Source organism: Dermacoccus sp. NHGro5 (genome assembly GCF_017565385.1).
Classification (GTDB): Bacteria; Actinomycetota; Actinomycetes; order Actinomycetales; family Dermatophilaceae; genus Dermacoccus; species Dermacoccus nishinomiyaensis.
On sequence record NZ_JAGEKQ010000015.1, the window covers coordinates 1 to 22673 of the forward strand.

At 69.6% G+C, this 22673-nt stretch carries 17 protein-coding genes and 1 other RNA gene; 3 read left to right on the top strand and 15 right to left on the bottom strand.

The window, feature by feature from the left end; translation table 11 throughout:
• Positions 1–260: 260 nt before the first annotated feature.
• Positions 261–1028 carry a HipA N-terminal domain-containing protein gene (locus tag J4Z35_RS07500; protein ID WP_074041181.1) on the bottom strand — a complete coding sequence of 256 codons (768 nt, stop codon included), beginning with the start codon at positions 1026–1028 and terminating at the stop codon, positions 261–263.
• A 349-nt stretch (positions 1029–1377) separates the two neighbouring features.
• Positions 1378–1744, bottom strand: a transfer-messenger RNA (tmRNA) gene (gene ssrA / locus J4Z35_RS07505).
• 405 nt (positions 1745–2149) lie between these two features.
• Between ssrA and J4Z35_RS07510 the strand changes: the two genes are divergently transcribed.
• Positions 2150–3730, top strand: a complete 1581-nt coding sequence (locus J4Z35_RS07510) for an MFS transporter (RefSeq protein WP_131941289.1) — start codon at positions 2150–2152, stop codon at positions 3728–3730.
• Positions 3731–3958: 228 nt separating this feature from the next.
• On the top strand, positions 3959–7339 hold the full coding sequence (locus J4Z35_RS07515) for a pyruvate carboxylase (protein WP_074040691.1): 3381 nt from the start codon (positions 3959–3961) through the stop codon (positions 7337–7339).
• Between the two features lie 129 nt (positions 7340–7468).
• Here the strand turns inward: J4Z35_RS07515 and J4Z35_RS07520 are convergent, their stop codons facing one another.
• From J4Z35_RS07520 to J4Z35_RS07580, 13 genes are all read right to left on the bottom strand, one after another.
• Positions 7469–9346, bottom strand: a complete 1878-nt coding sequence (locus J4Z35_RS07520; protein WP_208065477.1) for a DUF2207 domain-containing protein — start codon at positions 9344–9346, stop codon at positions 7469–7471.
• A gap of 68 nt (positions 9347–9414) precedes the next feature.
• Positions 9415–9891 carry an SsrA-binding protein SmpB gene (smpB, locus tag J4Z35_RS07525; protein WP_006943848.1) on the bottom strand — a complete coding sequence of 159 codons (477 nt, stop codon included), beginning with the start codon at positions 9889–9891 and terminating at the stop codon, positions 9415–9417.
• A gap of 94 nt (positions 9892–9985) precedes the next feature.
• Positions 9986–11218, bottom strand: a complete 1233-nt coding sequence (locus J4Z35_RS14835; protein ID WP_074040689.1) for a M23 family metallopeptidase — start codon at positions 11216–11218, stop codon at positions 9986–9988.
• Between the two features lie 2 nt (positions 11219–11220).
• On the bottom strand, positions 11221–12132 hold the full coding sequence (ftsX, locus tag J4Z35_RS07535) for a permease-like cell division protein FtsX (RefSeq protein ID WP_062258517.1): 912 nt from the start codon (positions 12130–12132) through the stop codon (positions 11221–11223).
• Positions 12129–12980 carry a cell division ATP-binding protein FtsE gene (gene ftsE, locus J4Z35_RS07540; RefSeq protein WP_074040688.1) on the bottom strand — a complete coding sequence of 284 codons (852 nt, stop codon included), beginning with the start codon at positions 12978–12980 and terminating at the stop codon, positions 12129–12131. Before ftsE ends, ftsX begins: the two co-directional genes overlap by 4 nt.
• A 56-nt stretch (positions 12981–13036) precedes the next feature.
• Positions 13037–14149, bottom strand: coding sequence for a peptide chain release factor 2 (prfB, locus tag J4Z35_RS07545; protein WP_006943864.1), 1113 nt, complete (start codon positions 14147–14149; stop codon positions 13037–13039).
• A 53-nt stretch (positions 14150–14202) separates the two neighbouring features.
• The gene (locus J4Z35_RS07550; RefSeq protein ID WP_131941295.1) at positions 14203–14646 is read right to left on the bottom strand and encodes a hypothetical protein; all 444 of its coding nucleotides are present in this window, start codon (positions 14644–14646) and stop codon (positions 14203–14205) included.
• A 95-nt stretch (positions 14647–14741) separates the two neighbouring features.
• Positions 14742–15284, bottom strand: a complete 543-nt coding sequence (locus J4Z35_RS07555) for a pilus assembly protein (RefSeq protein ID WP_131941297.1) — start codon at positions 15282–15284, stop codon at positions 14742–14744.
• Positions 15281–15673 (bottom strand): TadE/TadG family type IV pilus assembly protein, encoded by a 393-nt coding sequence (locus J4Z35_RS07560; RefSeq protein WP_006943860.1) that lies wholly within the window; start codon positions 15671–15673, stop codon positions 15281–15283. The genes J4Z35_RS07555 and J4Z35_RS07560 overlap by 4 nt, the downstream gene beginning before the upstream one ends.
• Before the next feature lie 17 nt (positions 15674–15690).
• Positions 15691–15912, bottom strand: a complete 222-nt coding sequence (locus J4Z35_RS07565; RefSeq protein ID WP_006943854.1) for a hypothetical protein — start codon at positions 15910–15912, stop codon at positions 15691–15693.
• 60 nt (positions 15913–15972) lie between these two features.
• On the bottom strand, positions 15973–16860 hold the full coding sequence (locus J4Z35_RS07570) for a type II secretion system F family protein (RefSeq protein WP_006943844.1): 888 nt from the start codon (positions 16858–16860) through the stop codon (positions 15973–15975).
• Complete coding sequence (locus tag J4Z35_RS07575) at positions 16857–17729, bottom strand: type II secretion system F family protein (protein ID WP_006943852.1); 873 nt, start codon at positions 17727–17729, stop codon at positions 16857–16859. The genes J4Z35_RS07570 and J4Z35_RS07575 overlap by 4 nt, the downstream gene beginning before the upstream one ends.
• A complete protein-coding gene (locus tag J4Z35_RS07580; RefSeq protein ID WP_006943851.1) occupies positions 17726–18955 on the bottom strand; it encodes an ATPase, T2SS/T4P/T4SS family in 1230 nt (409 codons plus the stop codon). The genes J4Z35_RS07575 and J4Z35_RS07580 overlap by 4 nt, the downstream gene beginning before the upstream one ends.
• Positions 18956–19138: 183 nt before the next feature.
• On the opposite strand from J4Z35_RS07580, the gene J4Z35_RS07585 reads away from it, so the two are divergent.
• Positions 19139–22666 carry an FtsK/SpoIIIE domain-containing protein gene (locus J4Z35_RS07585; RefSeq protein ID WP_074040686.1) on the top strand — a complete coding sequence of 1176 codons (3528 nt, stop codon included), beginning with the start codon at positions 19139–19141 and terminating at the stop codon, positions 22664–22666.
• Positions 22667–22673: the final 7 nt, after the last annotated feature.

Here is a 22673-nt window from a genome sequence, read left to right on the forward strand (position 1 = left end):
GGCCGCGCCTACGTTGAAGGCACGCGCTCACTCAGGTCCGTCGTACACCACTCTGCTGGACTCCACTCAATGGACTCCGGTGAGCGAAGCGGGCGCCCACAGACACGGCATCGCCCCACCGATCCAGCGGAGGCGTCATGTGGGGCGAGATCCAACACGACGGGGCCGGGCGCTCCCCCAACACCTCGCGGGTTCGCTGCCTCATCACACCGTCGAACCCGTCGCGCACGGCTCGATCGTGGTGCGGTTGGAAGCCGTGGTTACGCAGGTGGTTGTCCTTGTTTCCCACGAGGAGGTTCAGCACTGTGCGCTTCCACAGCTCCGCGAGATCCACACGGCCGGAGGCGGCCATGTGCGGTTCGAACGCTTCGGCCACCGCCACCAACGGTGATCCCAGCGTGTGCGGCGATGTCCAGGCAGACCTTCTCCCATGCGACGACGTCGGTGTCGTCCTTGGTCGAGGTGAACTTCGCCAACATGAGGTGCCCGTTCTCGTCCACGACGACGGCCTTGGGGCGCGCACCACCCATCGACGAACCCGCATCGAACGGTTCCTTGATGTCCGCGTCGCTGTCCGTGTGACTCTCCGCTCGCCGCGCCACCGCCTCGAGGTGAGCCTGGTCGAGCATCTTGGGCACGCGTGCGCTCTCGCTCATCTCGACTCCGTCGCGCGCGAAGCGAATTGCGCCCATCCGTAGCCGGTCGCGCACGGCGAGAAGGATGTCGACTGCGTCAGGCACACCCCTGCCGTCGGCCTGCCACGTCCGTTCGATGATCTGCCGGCCCCACCGAGCAGGTGCGCTGTCCGAGAAGACCTGCGGCAGGGGCCCCTTCTCGGCATATGTCACCTGAGGCGCACTGCCTGCCAGCACGGGCAGCGCCGGCGACAGCGAGTAGCCGTACTCAGCGCTCGCCCACGACTTCTCATAGCGGAAAGTGCCACCGCTTCGTGGATGCGGATGCCACGTACCGACCGTCATGTCCTCACCGTCGACCGACGTCGAGACGCTGATGGCGGCGCCGCTCATCTCTCAATCCTTCAGCGGCGCAGAGCTGGCCAGAGCCCTCCCGCGTGCGTACTGGTAGGGATCGGTGGACGCCACGAGCTCGTCCATGGGCGATCTATTGATCGAGAAGTCGGGCGGGACGGCCATCAACCCGGCCGGGTTTGTCCCGATCTATGACGCCGATCGTGCAGCGGTGGCTCGGCATCGGCGAGTGGTGAAAGCCGGACCGCACGACGTGCAAGAGCCCGCCGTCACCCCTCGGGAGGGATGACGGCGGGCTCCGTGCCACACGCGTCACGCAGCAGCCTGATTCACGCTGCGTGACGAGTTCTGCGAACAGCCGCTCGGCCTCGCGACCGATGCATGGAGGTGGTGGAGATGGGGGGAATTGAACCCCCGTCCATCGACGGCGATCCAGGGCTTCTCCGGGCGCAGTCATCCTGCGGATTTTCTCGGCCCCGCGGCAAGGAATGACACATTCCGCGACAGGCCCAGTCGAGTGAGAGTCCCACAACGCCCCTCGACAAGACGTTGCAGCAAGTTCTCTAGCTGATGCCAGACACTGAGTCGAGAACTAGCTCAGGCTGACAGACTTCGGGCTCGCTCAGGCGGCGAGGGCGAAGTCGGTGCGCTTGGAATCGGCACCTATAAGTTTGCAGAGAGCGTTAACGAGATAACTCTGCATCCTCGGCCCGCTTCCCCTGGGACGGCGACCGATGTCGAAACCGATCATCCCCATGGAAACTGTTCGCTCTGTGGAGTTGTGCTTACTGACGAATCAGCGTCCGTCAGTCTAGCGGTTCAACAGCGAAGGACGCGAGCGCATTCCCACCCGCTGCGCCTCTGCCGTGTCATGCGCCACACGAGGATCGCTTGGCGCCTCACCCCGCGAAGACTATCGTTGTTCCTCGGTCGTTGCATCTTCAATCACTTCGCCGCACGGACACGTTGCGTCGCGCCACGGCCGACCCCATCCCGACGAACGGCGGCCAACGCGCGGCTGCACTCCCCAGGGCAGCGCCCGATCGCCCTGCTGCCCGCGTTCGATCCCGCGCGCATCACACTCCGTCGGTTCCTCGCCGGCCTCTCCCCCACGCCTGCCCCGGCCCCTCAAGGGCGCCAACTCGAGAAAGGAGGGGCTGATGTCGACTGCTGCTGTCAGCACTCACGGCCCCGACGCACCCGTGGAGTCATCCACCGACAACCCCGCGAAGCCCAACCTCAGCCTCGCGCTCTTCGTGATCGCCTGCGCCCAGCTCATGATCGTGCTCGATGGGACGGTCGTGAACATCGCGCTACCCCACATCCAGACCGATCTGCACTTCAGCCAGTCCGGCCTTCAGTGGGTCGTCACCTCCTACGCGCTGGCTCTCGGTTCGCTCCTGCTGCTGGGCGGGCGCCTCGGCGACATCTTCGGACGCCGCCGCATGTTCACCGTCGGCATCGCCGTGTTCGCTCTCGCCTCGCTGCTCGGCGGCATCGCGCCCAACCCCACCCTCCTGCTCGCCGCGCGCGTGCTCCAGGGTGCCGGTGCGGCGCTGGCTCAGCCGGCGGCACTGGCCCTCGTCAACACGACGTTCCCGCCCGGCAAGGAGCGCAACCGCGCCATGGGTGTCTACGCCGCGATGTCCGGCGCCGGTGCAGCGATCGGCCTCATCCTCGGCGGCGTGCTGACCGAGATCGACTGGCGCTGGACGATGCTCATCAACGTGCCCATCGGCATCGCCGTCGCCGTGCTCGCACCCCGCGTGCTCGTCGAATCCGACGGTCACGAGGGCACCCTCGACATCATCGGCGCCGTCACGGCGACCGCGGGTCTGTTCGGCATCGTCTACGGCCTGTCCAACGCCGCGTCCCACTCGTGGGGCGACACCTGGACCCTCGTGCCGCTGATCGTGGGCACCCTGCTCGTCATCGCGTTCGCTGCCATCGAGAGCCGCACCGAGCACGCCCTGTTGCCGATGCGCATCCTCGCCGACCGCACGCGAGGCACCGCGATCCTCGCGATGCTCATCATGGGTGCCGCGATGTTCGCGATGTTCTTCTTCCTCGGCCTGTACATCCAGCAGGTGCTCGGTTATTCGCCGGTCAAGTCCGGTTTCGCGTTCCTGCCGTTCAGCCTCGGCATCGTCATCGCCGCGGGCCTGTCGCAAAACCTCGTCACGCGCATCAAGCCGCGCTACCTCTCGGGCTTCGGCGGCCTGCTCGCAGCAGCGGGCATGTGGTCGTTCACCCAGCTCGACACGCACTCGAGCTACGCGACGCACCTGCTGCCCGGCATCTTCGTCATGGCCCTCGGCATGGGCTTCGTCTTCATCCCGATGACGCTCGCCGCCTCCCACGGCGTCGAAGCGAAGGACTCGGGGGCCGCCGCCTCCGCGCTCAACACCGCGCAGCAGATCGGTGGTTCGATCGGTCTCGCCGCTCTCACCACGGTGTATTCGCACTATGCGACGCAGCGTGCCGACGAGCTCAAGGCCGCCGCCGCTGCCGCGATGGCGAAGGTGCCGACGTCGGTGCAGGGAACGGCTGAGTTCAAGTCGAAGATGCAGGCCCAGCAGGCAGCCGGAGCGCTCGACGTGCAGACCTTCGCCTCGACGCACGGGTTCTGGGTGGCCTCCGGCATGCTTCTCGTCGGAGCCCTGCTCATCCTGATCTTCATCACGATTCGCAGCGACGAACTGCAGACCGACGGGGCAGCGCCCACCGCGCACGTGGGCTGACGCGGTCGCTTCAGCTTGCACACCCTCGCCTCTGGGCGGGCTCGACCCTGCGTCGGGCCCGCCCAGAGGCTTTTCTCACGTCCGGTGTGGTGCGAGACACGCGTGTGTTGCCAACTGTTCGCTATTGGTCGGTTTTGCCGCGAAACTCTGCGGTTTTCAGCCCTGAGCGACCGGTAGTGTCAGCACCAACTGCGCCGCCGCGGCGCCCCACCCCGAACGGAGATGTGCATGTTCCGCAAGGTCCTGGTCGCCAACCGAGGCGAGATCGCCGTGCGCGCGTTCCGCGCCGCCACCGAGCTGGGCGCCACCACCGTCGCCGTCTTCCCCCACGAGGACCGCGGCAGCGAGCATCGTCTCAAGGCCGACGAGGCCTACCAGATCGGCGAGGTCGGCCACCCCGTGCGCGCCTACCTCGACGTCGATGAGATCATCCGCGTCGCCCGCGAATCGGGCGCCGACGCGATCTACCCCGGCTACGGCTTCCTGTCCGAGAACCCGCTGCTCGCCGAGGCGTGCGCCGACGCCGGCATCACCTTCATCGGCCCCAAGCCCGACGTGCTGCACATGACGGGCAACAAGGCGACGGCCATCGCCGCCGCCAAGCGCGCCGGCCTGCCGACGCTGCGCAGTGTGCCGCCGTCGTCCGACATCGACGAACTCGTCAAGGGCGCCGACGACATCGGCTACCCCGTCTTCGTCAAGGCCGTCGCCGGCGGCGGCGGGCGCGGCATGCGTCGCGTCGAGAAGCCCGAGGCGCTGCGCGAGAACCTCGAGGCCGCGATGCGCGAAGCCGAATCCGCCTTCGGTGACGCGACCTGCTTCATCGAGGAAGCCGTCGTCGACCCGCGCCACATCGAGGTGCAGATCCTCGCCGACGGTGAGGGCGACGTCGTCCACCTCTTCGAACGCGACTGCTCCGTGCAGCGACGCCACCAGAAGGTCGTCGAGATCGCGCCGGCACCGAACCTCTCCCCCGAACTGCGCGAACGCATGTGCGCCGACGCCGTCGCGTTCGCGAAGGAGATCGGCTACTCGTGCGCCGGCACCGTCGAGTTCCTGCTCGACACCCGCGGCCGCTACGTGTTCATCGAGATGAACCCGCGCATCCAGGTCGAGCACACCGTCACCGAGGAGGTCACCGACGTCGACCTCGTCGCCGCGCAGATGCGCATCGCCTCCGGCGACACCCTCGACGACCTCGGCCTCGCTCAGGAGAACATCCACCTGCACGGCGCGGCGCTGCAGTGCCGCATCACGACCGAGGACCCGGCCAACGGCTTCCGCCCCGACACCGGCACGATCACCGCCTACCGTTCCGCGGGCGGCTCGGGCGTTCGCCTCGACGGCGGCACGATCCACATGGGCGCCGAGGTCAGCGCCCACTTCGACTCGATGCTCGTCAAGCTCACCTGCCGCGGCCGCGACTTCGCGACGGCCGTGCGCCGCGCCCGCCGCGCCCTCGCCGAGTTCCGCGTGCGCGGTGTCAGCACGAACATCCCCTTCCTGCAGGCCCTGCTCGAGGACCCGGCATTCATCTCCGGCCATGTGACGACGTCGTTCATCGAGACCCACCCGCACCTGCTCGACGCGCGCACCCCCGGCGATCGCGGTACGAAGCTGCTCACCTACCTCGCCGAGACGACCGTCAACAAGCCGTACGGCGACCACTCAGCACTCGCCATCACGGCGCGCGAGAAGCTGCCCGCGTTCGACATCAGCGGCCCCGTCCCGCCCGGCGCGCGCGACCGGCTGATCACCGAAGGGCCCGAGGCGTTCGCCCGCGCTCTGCGCGAGCAGCAGGCCGTCGCCGTCACCGAGACGACGATGCGCGACGCCCACCAGTCCCTGCTCGCGACGCGCATCCGCACCCGCGACCTGCTGCACGTCGCGCCGTACGTCGCACGCATGACGCCGCAGCTGCTGTCGATGGAGGCCTGGGGCGGCGCGACGTACGACGTCGCGCTGCGCTTCCTGTCCGAAGACCCGTGGGACCGCCTCGCGAAGCTGCGCGAGGCGATGCCGAACATCCCGATCCAGATGCTGCTGCGCGGGCGCAACACCGTTGGCTACACGCCGTACCCGACCAAGGTGACCGACGCGTTCGTCACCGAGGCCGCGCGCACGGGTGTCGACATCTTCCGCATCTTCGACGCCCTCAACGACGTCGAGCAGATGCGTCCCGCCATCGAAGCGGTGCGCGAGACGGGCACCGCCGTCGCCGAGGTGGCCCTGTGCTACACCGGCAACCTCGCCTCCCCCGACGAGAAGCTCTACACGCTCGACTACTACCTCGCGCTCGCCGAGAAGATCGTCGACGCCGGCGCCCACGTCCTCGCGATCAAGGACATGGCGGGTCTGCTGCGCGCCCCGGCGGCGCGTACCCTCGTCACCGCGTTGCGGGAGCGCTTCGACCTGCCCGTGCACCTGCACACCCACGACACGGCCGGTGGCCAGCTCGCGACGCTGCTCGCCGCCATCGACGCGGGCGTCGACGCGGTCGACGTCGCGAGCGCCGCGATGTCGGGCACGACGAGCCAGCCGTCGATGTCGGCGCTCGTCGCGGCGACGGACGGCACGGACCGTGCGACGGGGCTCGACCTCGCGAACGTGTGCGACCTCGAGCCGTACTGGGAGGCCGTGCGCACCCTCTACAAGCCGTTCGAGTCGGGCCTCCCCGCGCCGACGGGTCGCGTGTACCGTCACGAGATCCCGGGTGGGCAGCTGTCGAACCTGCGCCAGCAGGCGATCGCGCTCGGCCTCGGCGACCGCTTCGAGGCGATCGAGGACACGTACGCCGCGGCCAACGACATCCTCGGCAACGTCGTCAAGGTGACGCCGAGCTCGAAGGTCGTCGGCGACCTCGCGCTCGCGCTCGTCAGCGCGAACGCCGACCCGAAGGACTTCGAGGCCAACCCGCAGAACTACGACATCCCGGACTCTGTCATCGGCTTCCTCGGCGGCGAGCTCGGCGACCCGCCCGGTGGCTGGCCCGAGCCGTTCCGCACGAAGGCCCTCGCCGGACGCACGGTGCGCACGCGCGTCGAGGAGCTGAGCGACCATGACGAGGCCGACCTCGCACGCGACCCGCGCGGCACGCTCAACCGCCTGCTGTTCCCCGGCCCGACGCAGGACTACGCACGCGCCCGCGAGCTCTACAGCGACCTGTCGGTGCTGTCGACGAAGGAGTTCCTCCACGGCCTCGCACCCGGGCAGGAGCACGAGGTCGACCTCGAGCCGGGCAAGAAGATCCTGCTGTCGGTCGCGTCGGTCTCCGAGCCCGACGAGCGCGGCATGCGCACCGTGCTCGCGACCGTGAACGGCCAGCTGCGTCCCGTCCAGGTGCGCGACCACGCCGTCAAGGTCGACGTCGCCGCCGTCGAGAAGGCCGACCCGAAGAACGCCGGCCATGTCGCCGCTCCGTTCGCGGGCATGGTGTCCGTCAGCGTCGCCGAGGGTGACGAGGTCGCGGCAGGCGACACGGTCGCGACGATCGAGGCGATGAAGATGGAGGCCTCCATCACGACGCCCATCGCCGGTACCGTCAAGCGCGTCGCTCTGACGCACGAGACGCAGGTCGAGGGCGGCGACCTCGTCATCGTCATCGAGTGATGTCCGCCGCCGTGACCTGACGGCTCGCGGCCTCCGCTCGAGCCCGTCAGGTCGTGCGGCGCAGGCGAAAGGGGCGCCCGTCTTGACTCGAGACGGGTGCCCCTTTCGGCGTCGTTCAGGCGGGCCGGCTCACCAGCCGCCGCCACCACCACCGCTGATGCCGCCGCCGGAGAAGCCTCCCCCGCCGGAGAAGCCGCTACCGCCGCTCGAACCGGGCGTGGACGACAACGCGGACGACGCCGCGTCGCTGAAGGCCTCCATCGAGGCGCCGAAGTTGTCGAAGCCCCCGAAACCGCCGCCGAAGCCGCCGTACGGCACGTACCAGTAGGGCATGACCATCGGGTAGCCCTGCGCCTGCGCGGCAGCGGCGACCTGGCCGAAGACCTTCGCCCAGCGGTCGGCGAGACCGAGCACGACCGCGTACGGCATGTAGCGGCTGAAGATCTGCTCGGCTTCCTCGAACTTGATCTGCTTCGCCTCAGCCGTCTTGAGATACAGCTCGAACCCGCGCGTCTGGTCGTACACCGCCGAGCCGACGGGCGTGCGCGCGGCAGCGTTCTTCGAACGCACGAGCGCGAGGACGGCGACGATCGCGAAACCCGCACCGAACAGGAAGCCGTTGAGGTGGAAGTGGTTCGCGGCGAAGAACGAGACGACGGCGAGCACCGCGAACAGGCTCGCGAGGCCCTTGGCCCCGGCCTCACTCGCGCTCGGGCGCTGCTTGAACCAGCCGCGCGCGACGGCCTCGTCCTCGATGCCCTCCTTCGCGTTCGCCAGGTGGCCCGCGAAGTGGTTCTTCAGATCGGACAGGCACACCTGCGAGCCGTCGGAGAACAGCGCGTTGAGTAGGTCTGCCTCGTAGGCCAGCAGCTGCCCCGCCGGGGGCTGCGGGTTCGAGATGAGCAGCCAGTCGCTCTTGTCGACCTGTTCCATTCGCAGGTACCCGCGCACCGCGAGGTCGACGATGGTGCCCGCGACGTCACGGTTGTCGGCGCGACGGTCGATGACGAGGCCCGCAAGGCCCGCGGTGGCGTCGTTGGGCGGCTCGAACCGGACGGCGACCTCGGGCTCGCGCGTCCGCTCGACCGGCACCTCCTGGCCGGGCGCGGGGAGCTGACCGGGTGCGATTCCGCTGTAGCGCTCGTCGGCGTTGCGCCGACGGTCGCGGACGAACCACAGCCCGCCGAGCCCCGCAAGTGCCGCCGCCAGAGCCCCGCCGCCGATGTTGACGGCCTGGCGCTGCGAAGACGTCAGCGGCCCGTTGACGCCGAACGCGTCCTCGGCCGAGCCGTCCTTGAGGATGGGGGCGGTGTTCGTGAACACCGACGTCGGCAGGTCGGCGTCGATCGTCATGCCGCGCCCGTTGCCGACGTTGTTCGCCGAGAACGACGCCTCCGTCCCCGGCGTCGCCCTGCACTCCTGCTTCGAGTTCTTCTCGCCGTACCAGCACTTGGCCCGAGAGACTGCGCCCGGGCCCTTGACGGTGACACGCGCGGTGTCGATCGGGATCTTCCAGTCGTTGCCCGTCGCGTTGATCAAGAACTCGGTCGACGAGTTCGACTGCTTGTTGACAACACCGGCGAGGTGGTACTTGAGCGTGTAGTGCTGCGTGCCGTACACGGTGCGGTTCGGGCTGCCGATGCGCAACCGCTCAGCGCCGCCGTCACGGGAGCGCTGCAGCTGCGTCGGCGCTCCCGTCGAGGAGGTGACGGAGACGTTCGTCATCGGGTACTCACGGTGCTGGGTGTCGCTCACGCCCTGGCCGGTGATGACGATGCGATCGAGCCCGTGATGACTGCTGTCGCTGAAGCGGACGTCGAGATTCTCCGTGACGTCGACGCCACCGTCGGCGCCCACGTCGTAGCGGATGTCGTAGTTCGTGATGCGGATGTTGTCGTTGCTCGCGGCCTGAGCGGGCGCTGCGCTCATGGCGACGAGCGCGACGGCGGCGGCGGCGCCGAGTGCGGTGCGGGCCGACGGCGTAGGTGCTCCCCTGAGGCGACTCATGCCCCTACCTTGCCACGTGGGCGAGGCGGGGGCGTGCCGACGGGTCAACCGGCGCGCTCGCTCGGTTCTCAGCCGCCGCGCTTGAGGCGTACCTGCATCTCGCGCTGCGCCTCGAGGTTGTCCTGACGCTCGCGCAGCGTCTGGCGCTTGTCGTGCAGTTGCTTGCCTCGCGCGAGGGCGATCTCGACCTTGGCGCGACCGTCCTTGAAGTACAGCGACAGCGGCACGATGGTGTACCCCTTCGACTGCGCCTTGTTCGCGAGCTTGAGGATCTCGGCCTTGTGCAGCAGCAGCTTGCGTCGCCGACGCGCGGAGTGGTTCGTCCACGTGCCCTGGAGGTACTCGGGGATGTGGACGTTCTCGAGCCACATCTCACCGTCGCGCTCGAGCACGTAACCGTCGACGAGGGACGCGCGCCCCATGCGCAGGCTCTTCACCTCGGTGCCCATGAGGGACAGCCCGGCCTCGAGCGTTTCCTCGATGTGGTAGTCGTGGCGCGCCTTCTTGTTGTTGGCGATCACCTTCGTGCCGTGTTCCTTCGGCATGGGCTCACCCCCTTCTGCTTCGATGCGGTCGCGTTCGGCGTGGTCGACGTCGGTGAAGACAACATCGCAGGCATGCCGGGCATTTCCGAAGCTGTCACTTTATCCACTTCAGCGGGTTGACGGCCACACCATTCTCGCGGGTCTCGAAGTGCAGGTGGCAGCCGGTGACGCGCCCCGTCATCCCGGATACCCCGATCTGCTGGCCCTTCTTGACCTTCTGCCCGACGCTGACCGACAGGGACGTGAAGTGCATGTAGGCGCTCGTCAGCTGAACACCGTTGACGGTTCCGTGGCTGATGTAGACGTGATTGCCGGAGACGTCGTTGTAGTTCGCCTCGATGACGGTGCCGTCACCCGCGGCATAGACGGGCGTGCCGCACGCGAACGGGAAGTCGTCGCCCTCGTGCAGCTTGTCGATCTTGAGGACGGGGTGGAAGCGGTAGCCGTAGCCCGACACGATGCTCGAGATCGGGCCCGGGGAAGCGAGGAAACCGGTGCCCTGCGGCACGTCGTGGACGCTGGTGTCGACATCCTTGCTCGTCGTCGTGACGTTCTTCAGGCGCGTGCTCTCAGCCTGCAACGCCGCGAGCTTCGCCTCCTCCTTCTTCTTCTCGGCCTCGAGCTTCTTCTTGTCGTCCTTCTGCGTCTTCTGCAACGCCACGAGACTCGCCTCGGCGGTGTCGGCGTCAGTCTTCGCCGTGCTCGCGGCGGTGACGGCGGCGTCCTGCTTCGTCTTCGCCAGGCTCGCACGACGCCGGATCTCCGCGAGACGTGTCGCCTCGCTCTGCCCGGCTGCGGCCGAGCTCTTGAGATTCGTGATGACGCCCTGCTGGCGGCGCATGACGATGTCGGCGAGCGCCATCGACCCGGAGACACCCGAGTTCGAGGTGAGCACCTCGATGGTGAACGTGAGGTCGCCGAGCCCGCCCGTCTCGAACGCGTTGCGCGCGAGGCCACCGACCTCGGTGCGTGCCTTCGCCTGGTCGGCGCGGTTCGTCGCGAGGGCGGTGCGCGAGGCGTCCTCGTCGGCCTTGGCGACGTCGTAGTCGGACGCGGCGTCACGCTGCTTCTGCTGGGCCTTCGTCAGGGCGCTCTTCGCGTCCTTTGCCTTCTTGTCGGCGGCCGCGACGGCCTTGTTCGTCTTCGTCAGCGTCGCGTCGGCGTCGGCGAGCGACTTCGAGATGTCGTCGATCTCGGACTTGCTGTTCTTGATCTTGTCGTCGACGTCGTCACCGACGGCGTGGCTCGACCCGGACGCGACACCGAGCGCGCAGGTCCCGGCGAGGGCTGCGGCGCAGAGTCGGCGACGGGATTTGGTGGGCGCCACCGTCACACCTTGAGGTAGCGACGCAGCGTGAGCCACGACGTGACGATCGCGAGCAGGAGCGCGCCGAGGTACAGCCACGGCACGACGGCGAGGACGTCGTCGTCCCCGACGAGGTTGACGAAGCCGCCCCCGGAGCCGGCGAGGCTGCTCACGCCGAAGTGGACCATCGCCCACAGCATGGCCGAGGCAAGGGTCGCGCCGACGAGCGAGGCGAGCAGCACCTCGGCCACGAACGGCAGGTAGATCGTCGCGCTCGAGGCACCGACGAGGCGCATGATGCCGACCTGCCGGCGCCGCGTGAACGCCACCTGCCGGATCGTCGTCACCATGAGCAGCACGCAGCACACGACCATGAGCGTCGCGATGATGGCCGAGCCGACGCCGAGCATCGTGAGGAACGAGAAGAACGGTGCGAGCACCTCGTGCAGGTTGCTCACGTGCGCGACGCCCGGCATGCCGGTGAATCCGCTCGCTATCTCGTCGAAACGCCGTGGGTCGTCGAGGCGCACCTCGAAGAATGCGGGCATCGACGACGCGTCGACGCTGCTGACGTACGGCGAGTCGTGGTACTGCTCGCGGAACATCGCGACGGCCTGCTCGCTCGTCCTGTAGTCGACCTTCGTGACGAGCGGCGCGAGGTTCGTCAGGTTGATGCGCACCGTCTCGGTCTGCGCTGCGCTCGCCTTGCCGCCGGCGCACGAGGCGACGCCCGTGTCGGAGTCGGTGCACAGGAACACGAACGCGTGGACCTTGTCGTACCAATCGCCCTTGGCGGCGTCGACCTGACGCTGCGCGAGCAGCCCGGCACCGACGAAGATCATCGACACCATCGACACGAGTACGACCGAGGCGATCATCGAGGTGTTGCGACGCACCCCCTGAGCGACCTCGGAGGCGAGGAAACGCAGGTTCACGACGCAGCTCCCGTGATGTCGCGCCCCCGGCGCGTGGCGCGGGCGCCCGGGATTGCGGTGGTCGTGCCGTCGAGAGCTGACGGATCGTCGTGGGCGTCGTGACTGTCGTGGCCGTCCTGTTCTGCGACGGCGTCGAGGCGGCGCGCGCCGGAGCGTCGTGAGGTGGCCTCGGAGCGGTAGCCGCCGGTCGAGTCGCGCACGAGACGGCCGTCGCTCATCTCGATGACGCGCCGCTGCAGGCGGTCGACGAGCGAGTTGTCGTGCGTTGCCATGACGAGCGTCGTGCTCGTGCGGTTGACGCGGTCGAGCACGCCGACGACCTCTTCGGAGTTCTCGGGGTCGAGGTTGCCGGTCGGTTCGTCTGCGAGCAGGATGGCGGGCTGCTTGACGACGGCGCGCGCGATGGCGACGCGCTGCTGCTCACCGCCGGAGAGTTCGTGCGGGAAGCGGCGCGACTTCTCGGCGAGGCCGACGAGTTCGAGCGCCTCGGGCACGGCCGTGCGCACCGCGCCCCGACGCCAGCCGAGGATCTCGAGGACGAACGCGACGTTCTCGGCGACCGTCTTGTTCTCGAGCAGCCGGAAATCCTGGAAAACGACGCCGATGTCGCGGCGCAGCGACGGCACCTTGCGGCGCGGCATCGTCATGAGGTCTCGCCCGGCGATGTGGATCTGGCCGGACGTAGCCGTCACCTCGTGCGTCATGAGACGCATGAGCGAGCTCTTGCCCGAGCCGGACTGGCCGACGAGGAAGACGAACTCGCCGCGCTCGATGTCGAAGCTGACGTCGTCGAGCGCAGGCGCCAGCTTTCTGCCGTACGTCAGACTCACATGGTCGAAACGAATCATGGCTCCCCCGCCGTGCTCGATGCGTGCTCGCTACCTACCCCGCGTGTGAGCCGGTGTCACTCGGCGTCGCGAGCGGCGGCGCGCTTCCAACGGATGCCGGCCTCGATGAACCCGTCAATGTCGCCGTCGAACACGCCGGAGGTGTTGCCGACCTCGTACTCGGTGCGCAGATCCTTGACCATCTGGTAGGGGTGCAGGACGTAGGAGCGCATCTGGTCGCCCCAGCTCGCCTTGATGTCGCCGGCGAGTTCCTTCTTCTGCGCGTCCTCCTCCTGCTTCTTGAGCAGCAGCAGGCGGGACTGCATGACGCGCAGCGCGGCGGCGCGGTTCTGGATCTGGCTCTTCTCGTTCTGCATCGACACGACGGTGCCGGTCGGGATGTGCGTCATGCGCACAGCCGAGTCGGTCGTGTTGACGCTCTGGCCACCGGGGCCCGAGGAGCGGAACACGTCGATCTTCAGCTCGTTCTCGGGGATCTCGATCGTGTCGGTCGTCTCGATGAGCGGCACGACCTCGACGGCGGCGAACGACGTCTGACGTCGGCCCTGGTTGTCGAACGGCGAGATGCGCACGAGACGGTGCGTGCCGGCCTCGACCGACAGGTTGCCGAACGCGTAGGGCACGTTGACCTCGAACGTGACGGACTTGAGGCCCGCCTCTTCGGCGTAGGAGGTGTCCATGACCTTCGTCGGGTAGCCGTGACGCTCGGCCCAGCGCAGGTACATGCGCATGAGCATCTCGGCGAAGTCGGCGGCGTCGACGCCACCGGCGCCGGCGCGGATCGTGACGACGGCCTCGCGCTCGTCGAACTCGCCGTTGAGCAGGGTGCGCACCTCGAGTTCGCCGACGGCCTTCTGCAGCTTCTTCAGTTCGCGCTCGGCCTCGGCGAGGGTGTCGGCGTCGTTCTCCTCGGTGCCCATCTCGACGAGCACCTCGAGGTCGTCGATCGCCGCGTCCATGTTCTCGACGCGGTCGTTCTCGGCGTTCGCGCGCGACAGCGCGGAGGTGATCTTCTGCGCCGCATCCGGGTCGTCCCACAGATCGGGGGCCGCGGACTGCTCCTCGAGGTCGACGATCTGCTTCTTCAGCTTCTCGAGGTCGAGCACCTCGCGCACCGACGCCATCGTCGTGCGCAGGTTCTTGATTTCGTTGGGAAAGTCGACAGCCACGCCTTCCAGAGTATCGCCTGTGACGGGCCGCGCCCCAACCGGCGAGTGAACACTCATCGTTCGAAGTGCGCTTCGGCCCGCGTGGTGACGTGAACGGTGATCGGTGCACCGAGCGCAGACAGCGCTCCCCCGACCGCCGGCGGTTCGACGACGGCCGCGACGGCGAGCACGAGATCCTTGCCGTCGACGCTCGCCGACGTCAGGCTCCACGACGTGACGTGCGCCGGGCGCTCGGTGGCGGACAGCGCCGCCTGCGCCTCGGCGCGCACCGATGCCGCGTCGAGCTGCGGCGCCTCGACGCCGTGAGCGTAGGCATGCGCGACCGAGATGCGGTCGGCGGCTGCGGCGCCCGCATGGTCGGCGGCGTCGAGGACATCGACGCGCGCCACCTGCGCGGTGTGCACGCAGATACCGCCGAGCAGCAGCATGACGACGCACGCACACAGCCCGATGCCGAGAAGGGCGATCCCGCCGTCGTCGGCGCGCGTTCGGTTCACGAGGGACGAGGCGAGCTGTCTGAGCCTCGCCGGCATGTGGCGCAGGGGTCCGCTGAGGGCGTCACGCCTCGTGGCGCACGCGTCAGGTGCGGGAGTCACCGTTGCCCTCCGTACTGTTCGACCTTCTCGACGTGCCGAGAGCTCAGGTGGATCTCGAGCCCCGCGGGGCCGCTGAGCCATCGCGGCACGAACGGCAGGCCGACGCTCGTGCGCGCCGTCGCACTGACCTGAGCGCCGGGCGTCAGGCACGGGCTCGCCGTGCAGGTGATCGTCGCCGTGCCGACGGGGCTGCGCTGATCCTCGAACGCGAGACGCGCCGCGACATTCGCGCGCACGCTGCCCGCGCCCGAAGAGGGCGCCGTCACGTATGTGCGCGCCGCCTCACGGGCCGCCGAGCGCACCGCGAACGACGCCGCCTCGACACGGACGAGAGACGTCGCGACCCACAGCAGCGGCAACAACAACACCGCGATGACGACGATCGCCTCGACGAGCGCCGACCCTTCGTCCGCATCGAGGCCATGACCTCTCGTGTCCGCTACGCCGCCTTCTTCGCCAGCCTGGTCAGGACCACCGGGGCTTCGTCCCAGGCGGCCCGCACCTTGGGCCGCGGCGGCCACGTCTCGACGGGCCCTCATGGGCCGCGGTCCTCGATGACGGCTCGCCCGCTGGTGTGCAGGTCGAGTCCGACGCCGAACGGGCCGAGCACGGGCACCTGGGCGGTGATGTCGACGCGCATGACCGCGACGCCCGCCTCGCTCGTCGACCCGGCGCTCACGCGTGCGTGCCGGCCGCCACCCTCGGCGAGCAGGTCGCGTGCCTTCGCCTGAGCGGCGTCGACGCCTCCATCGACGCGAGCGCCCGCGCGGGCCGCTTCGGCCGCCGCCATCGTCAGCGACGACCGCACGTGCGCGGCGTAGGCGAACTGGCACACGAGCAGGAAGACGGCGACGATGACGACGCTCGTCATCGCGTTCTCGGCGACCGCGGATCCGCGCTCGTCCCGCCACGCGACCCGGAAGCGCATCGCGGCCGTGATGCGGTTCAGCCGCCGGAGACCTTGCTCATGGCGCTCGTGAACATCGTCTGCAGCAGCGGCCCGGCCGTCTGCCACAACAGCGTGACGAGGCCCGCCGTCATGAGCGTGACGAGCACCCAGCCCGGCACGTCGCCGCGCTCGCCGTCGCTGTCCGTCCCGTTCACCGGTCGGAGGGTGAGCGCGACGCGTCGTCGCAGAGCAGAGCGGGCACTGAGGATGCGGTTCATGGGAGGTGACCTTTCGTCGGGGTGTGGCCCGCGAGCGTTCGCGGGAGTCGTGGGGAGGCATCACAGCGTCAGATCGAGAGCTGCGAGCCCGGGGTACACGGCGAACAGCACCGTGACGGGCAGGACGAGGAAGACGACGGGCGCCATCATGACGACCTCCTTGCGGCCGGCTTTCTCGACGAGCTCGGTGCGCACGCTCTCGCGCGCGTCCTGGGCCTGCGCGCGCAGGACGTCGGCGAGTGGCGTGCCACGCTCGAGTGCGACGATGACGCCCTCGACGAAGCGCGCCACGCTGACGACGCTCGTACGCCGCGCGACGCCGGCCAGCGCGTCGGACAACGGAGTACCGGCGCGCGCCTGCTCGAGGGCGGTGCGCAGTTCCTCGGCGAGGGGGCCGCGGCACAGAGTCGTGACGTGTTCGAGCGCGCCGAGCGGGCCCTGGCCGGCGGCGACGGCGAGGGCGAGCATGTCGGCGATCGCGGGGAACTCGACGATCATGCGGGCCTCGCGCCTCTCGGCGAGCCGGGTGAGCTGCTGATCGCGCAGCACGACACCGAACCCGGCAGCGAGCAGCACGAGCGCCGAGGCAGACAGCGGTCCGCGCGTCGAGTTGCCCGTGACGAGGACGATGCACGCCGCGCCGGCGAAGCCCGTCATCGCCCACAGGGCCTGGCTCGTGCGGAACGTGTCGACGTCCGGGACGAGGCCCGCGCGCTCCATCCGGGAGCGCACGTGATCGGCGCCGCCCAGGACCCGCCCGAGCAGGCGCGCCAGGGCCGCCGCGACGGCGTCGAGACCGCGACGCGGCGCGGCGGCGGGTGAGTCTACGGCGAGCATTGCCTCGAGACGCTGCTCGAGTACGCTGACGCGCGGGCGCGCCACCCAGATGCCGACCAGTGCGAGCCCCAGCCCGATGGCGGCGGCCGACAGCGCGGCTGGCGTCGTCATCGCATGACCCGTTCCTCGTGAGGCAGACGCCCGATGGCCTTCATCGCGACGTACGCGATCCACGACACGAGCGCCCCGGCGACGAGCACGAGCACCCCCTGCGGTGTGCGGTAGGCCGCCAGCCCCTCACCGCGGAAACCGACGACGCACAACGCGAGCCACGGTGCGGCGAGCGCCAACCGTGCCGCGCTCACCGTCCAGCTCTGCTTGGCGGCGAGTTCGGCGCGCGTCGAGGCGTCCTCACGCAGGAAGGAGCTGAGGGTGCGAAGCAGGCGACCGACGTCGCTGCCGCCGACGTTGCGGGCGAGGCGCAGCGACTCGATGAGCCGATCGGCGGCCGGGTCGGCAAGGCGGGCCTTGAGGACGTCGAGCGAGTCGTCGAACCGGCCGTGCGCCGCGTCGTGACGGGCGAAGGCGGCGAAGTCCTCACGCAGCACCTCCGGGCCGTGCAACGACAGTTGGCGCAGCGCTTCGGGGATCGACAGGCCGGCGCGGACGGCGGAGGCGACATGGTCGACGGCATCGGGCCAGGCCTCACGCCGGCGGCGGCGCAGGCTCGTCGCCCGGCCCCGGACGAATGCTGCAGGTGCCCACCCACCGACGCACGCGAGGACCACGGCGAGGGCTGGCACGCCGGTGATGACGAAGCCGAGGCAGAAGGCCACGGTCGCCGCGCCCAGGCACGCGGCGACGAGAGTGCGCACGCGCCAGGTGACGAGCCCGGACTGGTCGAGCAGTTCACGCACCGCGGCGTACCGGCGGCTGCGGCGCAGACCATGAAGGGGGCGCGGCGGAGCCGGGGACGTCATCGCCCGCCACATGAGCAGTAGGGCGGTGCCGACGGCGGCGGCGCTGAGCAGGCGCGTCACGCGGCGTTCACCTCGGCGGCGAGAGCGGCGACGTCGATGCCGGCGCGAGCGAAGCGAACCTCTCCGTCGAGCGCGGGCAACAGGCGCGGGAAACCGACCTGGCCCTCGGTGAACAGCGGGATCGTCTCGACGGTGTCGCCCTCGACTCGTCCGGTGACGCGCACGACCTCGCGCACGGAGCGTCGCCCGTGCCGATCGAGGCCGAGGTGGACGACGACGTCGATCGCCGACGCGACCGTCGGGACGACGAACGAGGGCGAGATGTTGGGGCCCGCGAGCAGCGGTAACGTGCAGAGTTTCGTGAGCGCCTCGCGGGCCGAGTTGGCGTGCAGCGTCGCGAGACCCGGCAGACCCGAGTTGAGTGCGAGCAACAGGTCGAGCGACTCGGCCTGACGAACCTCCCCCACGACGAGTCGCGACGGCCGCATGCGCAGCGCCTCTTTGACGAGCATGCGCAGCGTCACCTCGCCCGAACCCTCGAGGTTGGGCTGACGGCACTGGAGCGCGACCCAGTCACGCGCCGCGAGCTGCACCTCGAAGACCTCCTCGCACGTGATGACGCGCTCGGTCTGCGGAATGGCACTCGCGAGGCAGTTCAACATCGTCGTTTTTCCGGCCTGCGTCTGACCGGAGACGAGGACGTTGAGCCCTGCCTTGACGCACGCCGCGAGGATGGCCGCCAACCCCGGCGACAGTGACCCGCGGTTGACGAGCTCGTCCATCGAATGACTCGTCGCGACGAATTTTCGAATGTTGATCGCCCAGTACTCGCGGGTCACGTCCGGAATCGCGACGTGAAGGCGCGAGCCGTCCGGGAGCGAGGCATCGACGAAGGGCGAGCTGAGGTCGAGACGCCGCCCCGACGTGCGCAGCATTCGTTCGACGAGAACGCGGATCTGGTCATGCGTCAGGATCGTCGGCGTCAGTTCGGAGACCCCGGAGCGCGCGACGAAGACCCGCGCGGGTTCGTTCAACCAAATTTCCTCGACGCTGGGGTCGTCGAGGTACTCCTGCAGCGGCCCGTAGCCCGCGACGGCGTCGAACACGGCCTTCGCCTCGCTCGTCGAACGCGACGACGCCGGCAGACCCGCCCGGGCGCGGGCGACCTCCGTCGCGGCGACGACGTCGGCGATGACGCCACGCACCGCCTCGGGGTCGGCTCCTGGGTCGATGGCCTTGGCGCGCAACTGCTCGCGCACCTCGTCCTCGATGAGCGTGATCGTCATCGTCTCTCCTCTTCGATGCCTGCTCTCAGGAGCCATCAAAGAGGCCGCGCGGGGCCGAAGGGGGTTTCGGAAAAACTCTTACCAAAGTCTTACCAAAGCACCCGTTCTGGCTCCGGCACGAGCGTTGTCCACAGGTGCAGATCAGTTCCGACGGCGCGATGTCGCAGGCCGCAGGCTGGACAGGTGAGCACCAGCATCCGCCTGGCCGTCGTCACCGCTGACGGCTCCCCCAGCGACCCGATCGTCGTCGATGCCCCCGACGGCACACCCTTCGCCGCGATCCGCCCCGCACTCGACCTTCCCTACGCGCCGACGCACGCCGGTCGAGCGATCCGTGACGACGACGTCCTCGGCCGAGCACCGCTCGTCGACGGCGCGCTGCTCGAACCACCCCGCCGCCCGGACGAGGAAGAGCACGCGGCCATCCTGACGCTCGTCAGCGCGAGCGGCCCGCATCAGGGCTGTGCGCTCCCCCTCGCCGCCGGCCACGTCACCCTCGGACGCCACCATCACCTGCTCGGCGACGATTCCCTCGCTTCACGTCGACACGCCCTCGTCAGCGTCGCGCGCGGGCAGGTGACGATCACCGACCTCGGCAGCAGCAACGGCGTGACGAGCCGCGGGGCGCGCCTCCAACCGCACGTGGGCCACCCCTGGCGTGTGGGCGAATCAGTGCGTCTCGGCGCCAGCGTGCTGCGTCTCGACCTGGCGAATGCTGAGCCAGCACCTCCTGACCTTGCGGGGTCCGATCTCTCCGGCATCAAACCTGCGGAAACCGACCCCATGAGTGCCGCCCCTGCAAACGCCGGCTCAGCCCTGCGCGCCGGGACGTCGAACTGTCTGCCCGAACCGCGGACGTTCGAGTGGCCCGCGGCCCCGACACCCCCACGTCGGGTGCCGCTGCGCTGGATCGCGGTGCTCGCCCCGGTGCCCGTCGCACTGGTTCTCGCGATCGTCATGCACGCGGCCTACATGTTGTGCTTCATGCTCGTGGGCCCGCTGGTCATGGTGGCCACGCACCTCGACGACCGCCGTCGCGGACGTCGAGGTGGGCGCAGCGCAGCCCGCGACCATGCGCGCGAAGTGCAGGACGTCGGCCGCCGCGTCGCTGATGCGCTCGACGCGGAAGTCGTCACTCTCGCGCGTCTGGCGCCGAGCCCCGACCAATTGCTCGCCGTCGCCGCCGGCTCCCGCGACGGGCTCGGCCTGCGACGCGGGCCGAGCGCACGTCTGCTGCGTCTCGGGTACGGTGACGCGCCATCCGCGCACCGTCTCGCCCGCAACGGCTCGGCACGCCCGCTCGGGCTCAGCGAGGCACCCGTCACCCTCGTCGTGGCGCCGGGCGGCCTCGTCCATCTCGACGCCGATGCGGCTACGACACCGCAAGTCCTCGAACTCGTCGTCGCGCAACTCGCCGTCCTGCACGATCCGACTGACGCCCCGCCCGTCGTCGTCACCCGGCAAGCGGCGTCGCGACGCTGGGCCTGGGCGCTCGATTCGGCGCGTGTTCACGTCCACACGAGCGTGCCGGAGACCCTCCTCGCACGACTCGACGACGGGGTGCGTCGCCCCGGCAGTGACGACCTCCCCCTCGTCGTGCTCGAAGCCGGCAGCGCCGACGCTACGCGCCTCGCGCGACGCCTCGTCATCGCCGGCGCGGCCGTCGTCTGGGTGGGGGCTGCGCAGCCACCCAGCATCGAGACGGGCGTGACGACATTGGCCGCGACGGTCCGCGTCACGTGCGCCGCGGGACACCGCGCCGCCCGCCTGCCGGGCGGGCACACGTTCACCCTCGACAGCCCGGGTGAGACGTGGTTTCCCGCTGTCATGCGGCTGCACCGCCGCTGGGCTGCGGGCGCCACCGGTGGCAATAGCGCGCCGCTGCGCGCCTCGACGAGCGCTGCCCTGCTGCCGTCCGACGTGGCCGGCGCGTGGCGCACCCCGAGCACGAACGTGCCGATCGGCCACGATCACGACGGCATCATGACGCTCGACCTCGCCCGCACCGGGCCACACGCCCTCGTCGCGGGCACGACGGGATCGGGCAAGTCCGAGTTTCTGCTCACGTACCTGCGCGGGCTGTTCACGCTCAACTCCCCCGAGCACGTGAACGCGCTGCTCATCGACTACAAGGGAGGTGCGACGTTCGGCCCGCTCGCGCGGGCCCCGCACGTCGTCGGCGTCGTCACCGACCTCGACCATGGTCTCGCGACCCGTGCTCTGACGGCGTTGCGCGCCGAGATCGGGCGCCGCGAGCATCTGCTCGGGCGTCACGGGCTGACCTCCTACCGTGACTATCTCGCCGCCGCGCCTGCCCACCTAGCGTTGCCGCGGTTCTTCGTCGTCGTCGACGAATTCCGCGTGCTGGCAGACGAACTGCCCGATTTCGTCGCCGGTTTGGTGCGTCTGGCGGCCGTGGGACGGTCGCTCGGCATGCACGTCATCCTCGCGACGCAACGCCCCGGCGGCGCCGTCAGCGCCGACATGCGCGCCAACCTCGACGTCCGCGTCGCGCTGCGGGTGCGTGAACGCTCCGACAGCATCGACGTCATCGACTCGCCCCTGGCCTCCCGCATCTCCGCGCGCACCCCCGGGCGCGGGTACCTCGCGACGGCCGGTGAGGCTCCCGTCGAGTTCCAGAGCGCCTACAGCGGTGCGCCGCGCGAGCTCGGCACCACCGCGGCAGTGCACGTCCACCCCACGGTCGTGACTGCCTCGGGGCTGGACGAACTGCGCGACGGATGTGATGCCTGCCGCCCCGGACGGACGAGCGCCCGCAGCGACCTCGGGATGTTCGTCGACGAGGCCCTCGCCGCCGCACACCAGCTCCCACCGATCCACCGACCCGTGCTGCCGCCGCTGCCCGAGAATGTCGACGAACTTCTCGCCGAGACGAAGATCGTCGTCGGTCTCGACGCACTGACGGGTGAGCGACCGACGCCGGCGCCTCACTCGAACACGGCGGTGTGCGACAGGAGCGAATCCCTTTTCGGCGCATCGTCTTCGAGCGACGGGCATGATCGCGCGAAAGCAGCCGACGCGTTTGCGACGGACGACGGCCTGGCGCACGTCGTCGGCATCGCCGACCTGCCCGGTGCGCAGAGCCAACCCGCCGTCACCGTGCCGGCCGGGGTGCACGTCGGCCTCGCGGGAGCCCCTCGCAGCGGACGGACGAACGCCGCCGCGGCGCTCGCCCGGGCGGCGGTGTGCGGCACGGCCGCGGGCGCGACGACTCGCACAGCATCGACGTGGTGGGTCGGCCCCACCGACCCGATCGCGGCCGACGTCCACGTCGCATCCGACGACGCGGACGCCGTCATCCGCCTGCTCACGCACCTCGCCGAGGCGCACCCCGCGGGGCCGTCGAGCGTCGTCGTCATCGATGGATGGGAGGACCTGCACGCGACGCTGCTGCGTATCAACCACGGCCTGGCCGCCGAAGACCTGCTGAAACGCATCAGCGAAGGCCACCGTCACGGACACACGTTCATCGTCACGGGTGGTCGGCAGGTGCTCGCCTCGAAGCTCAGCGCGCTGCTCGACGTCAGGCTGGTGCTGCGCCAGAACGACGCGACGGAGTACTCACTCGCAGGACTGCGTCCCGCTCAGATCCCGGCGTCGATGCCGCCCGGGCGCGCGCTCGTCCTGCCCCACGGCCACCAGGTTCACCTGCGGCACGAACCTCAGCCGAACGGGCGGGCCACGATGTGACAGGCTT

What these genes read in the sequence shown, in the direction of transcription:
- J4Z35_RS07500 (WP_074041181.1), bottom strand. Translation starts at nt 1,028, where the DNA reads ATGAGCGGCGCCGCCATCAGCGTCTCGACGTCGGTCGACGGTGAGGAC.
- J4Z35_RS07510 (WP_131941289.1), top strand. Translation starts at nt 2,150, where the DNA reads ATGTCGACTGCTGCTGTCAGCACTCACGGCCCCGACGCACCCGTGGAG.
- J4Z35_RS07515 (WP_074040691.1), top strand. Translation starts at nt 3,959, where the DNA reads ATGTTCCGCAAGGTCCTGGTCGCCAACCGAGGCGAGATCGCCGTGCGC.
- J4Z35_RS07520 (WP_208065477.1), bottom strand. Translation starts at nt 9,346, where the DNA reads ATGAGTCGCCTCAGGGGAGCACCTACGCCGTCGGCCCGCACCGCACTC.
- smpB (WP_006943848.1), bottom strand. Translation starts at nt 9,891, where the DNA reads ATGCCGAAGGAACACGGCACGAAGGTGATCGCCAACAACAAGAAGGCG.
- ftsE (WP_074040688.1), bottom strand. Translation starts at nt 12,980, where the DNA reads ATGATTCGTTTCGACCATGTGAGTCTGACGTACGGCAGAAAGCTGGCG.
- J4Z35_RS07555 (WP_131941297.1), bottom strand. Translation starts at nt 15,284, where the DNA reads ATGAGGGCCCGTCGAGACGTGGCCGCCGCGGCCCAAGGTGCGGGCCGC.
- J4Z35_RS07560 (WP_006943860.1), bottom strand. Translation starts at nt 15,673, where the DNA reads ATGCGCTTCCGGGTCGCGTGGCGGGACGAGCGCGGATCCGCGGTCGCC.
- J4Z35_RS07565 (WP_006943854.1), bottom strand. Translation starts at nt 15,912, where the DNA reads ATGAACCGCATCCTCAGTGCCCGCTCTGCTCTGCGACGACGCGTCGCG.
- J4Z35_RS07570 (WP_006943844.1), bottom strand. Translation starts at nt 16,860, where the DNA reads ATGACGACGCCAGCCGCGCTGTCGGCCGCCGCCATCGGGCTGGGGCTC.
- J4Z35_RS07580 (WP_006943851.1), bottom strand. Translation starts at nt 18,955, where the DNA reads ATGACGATCACGCTCATCGAGGACGAGGTGCGCGAGCAGTTGCGCGCC.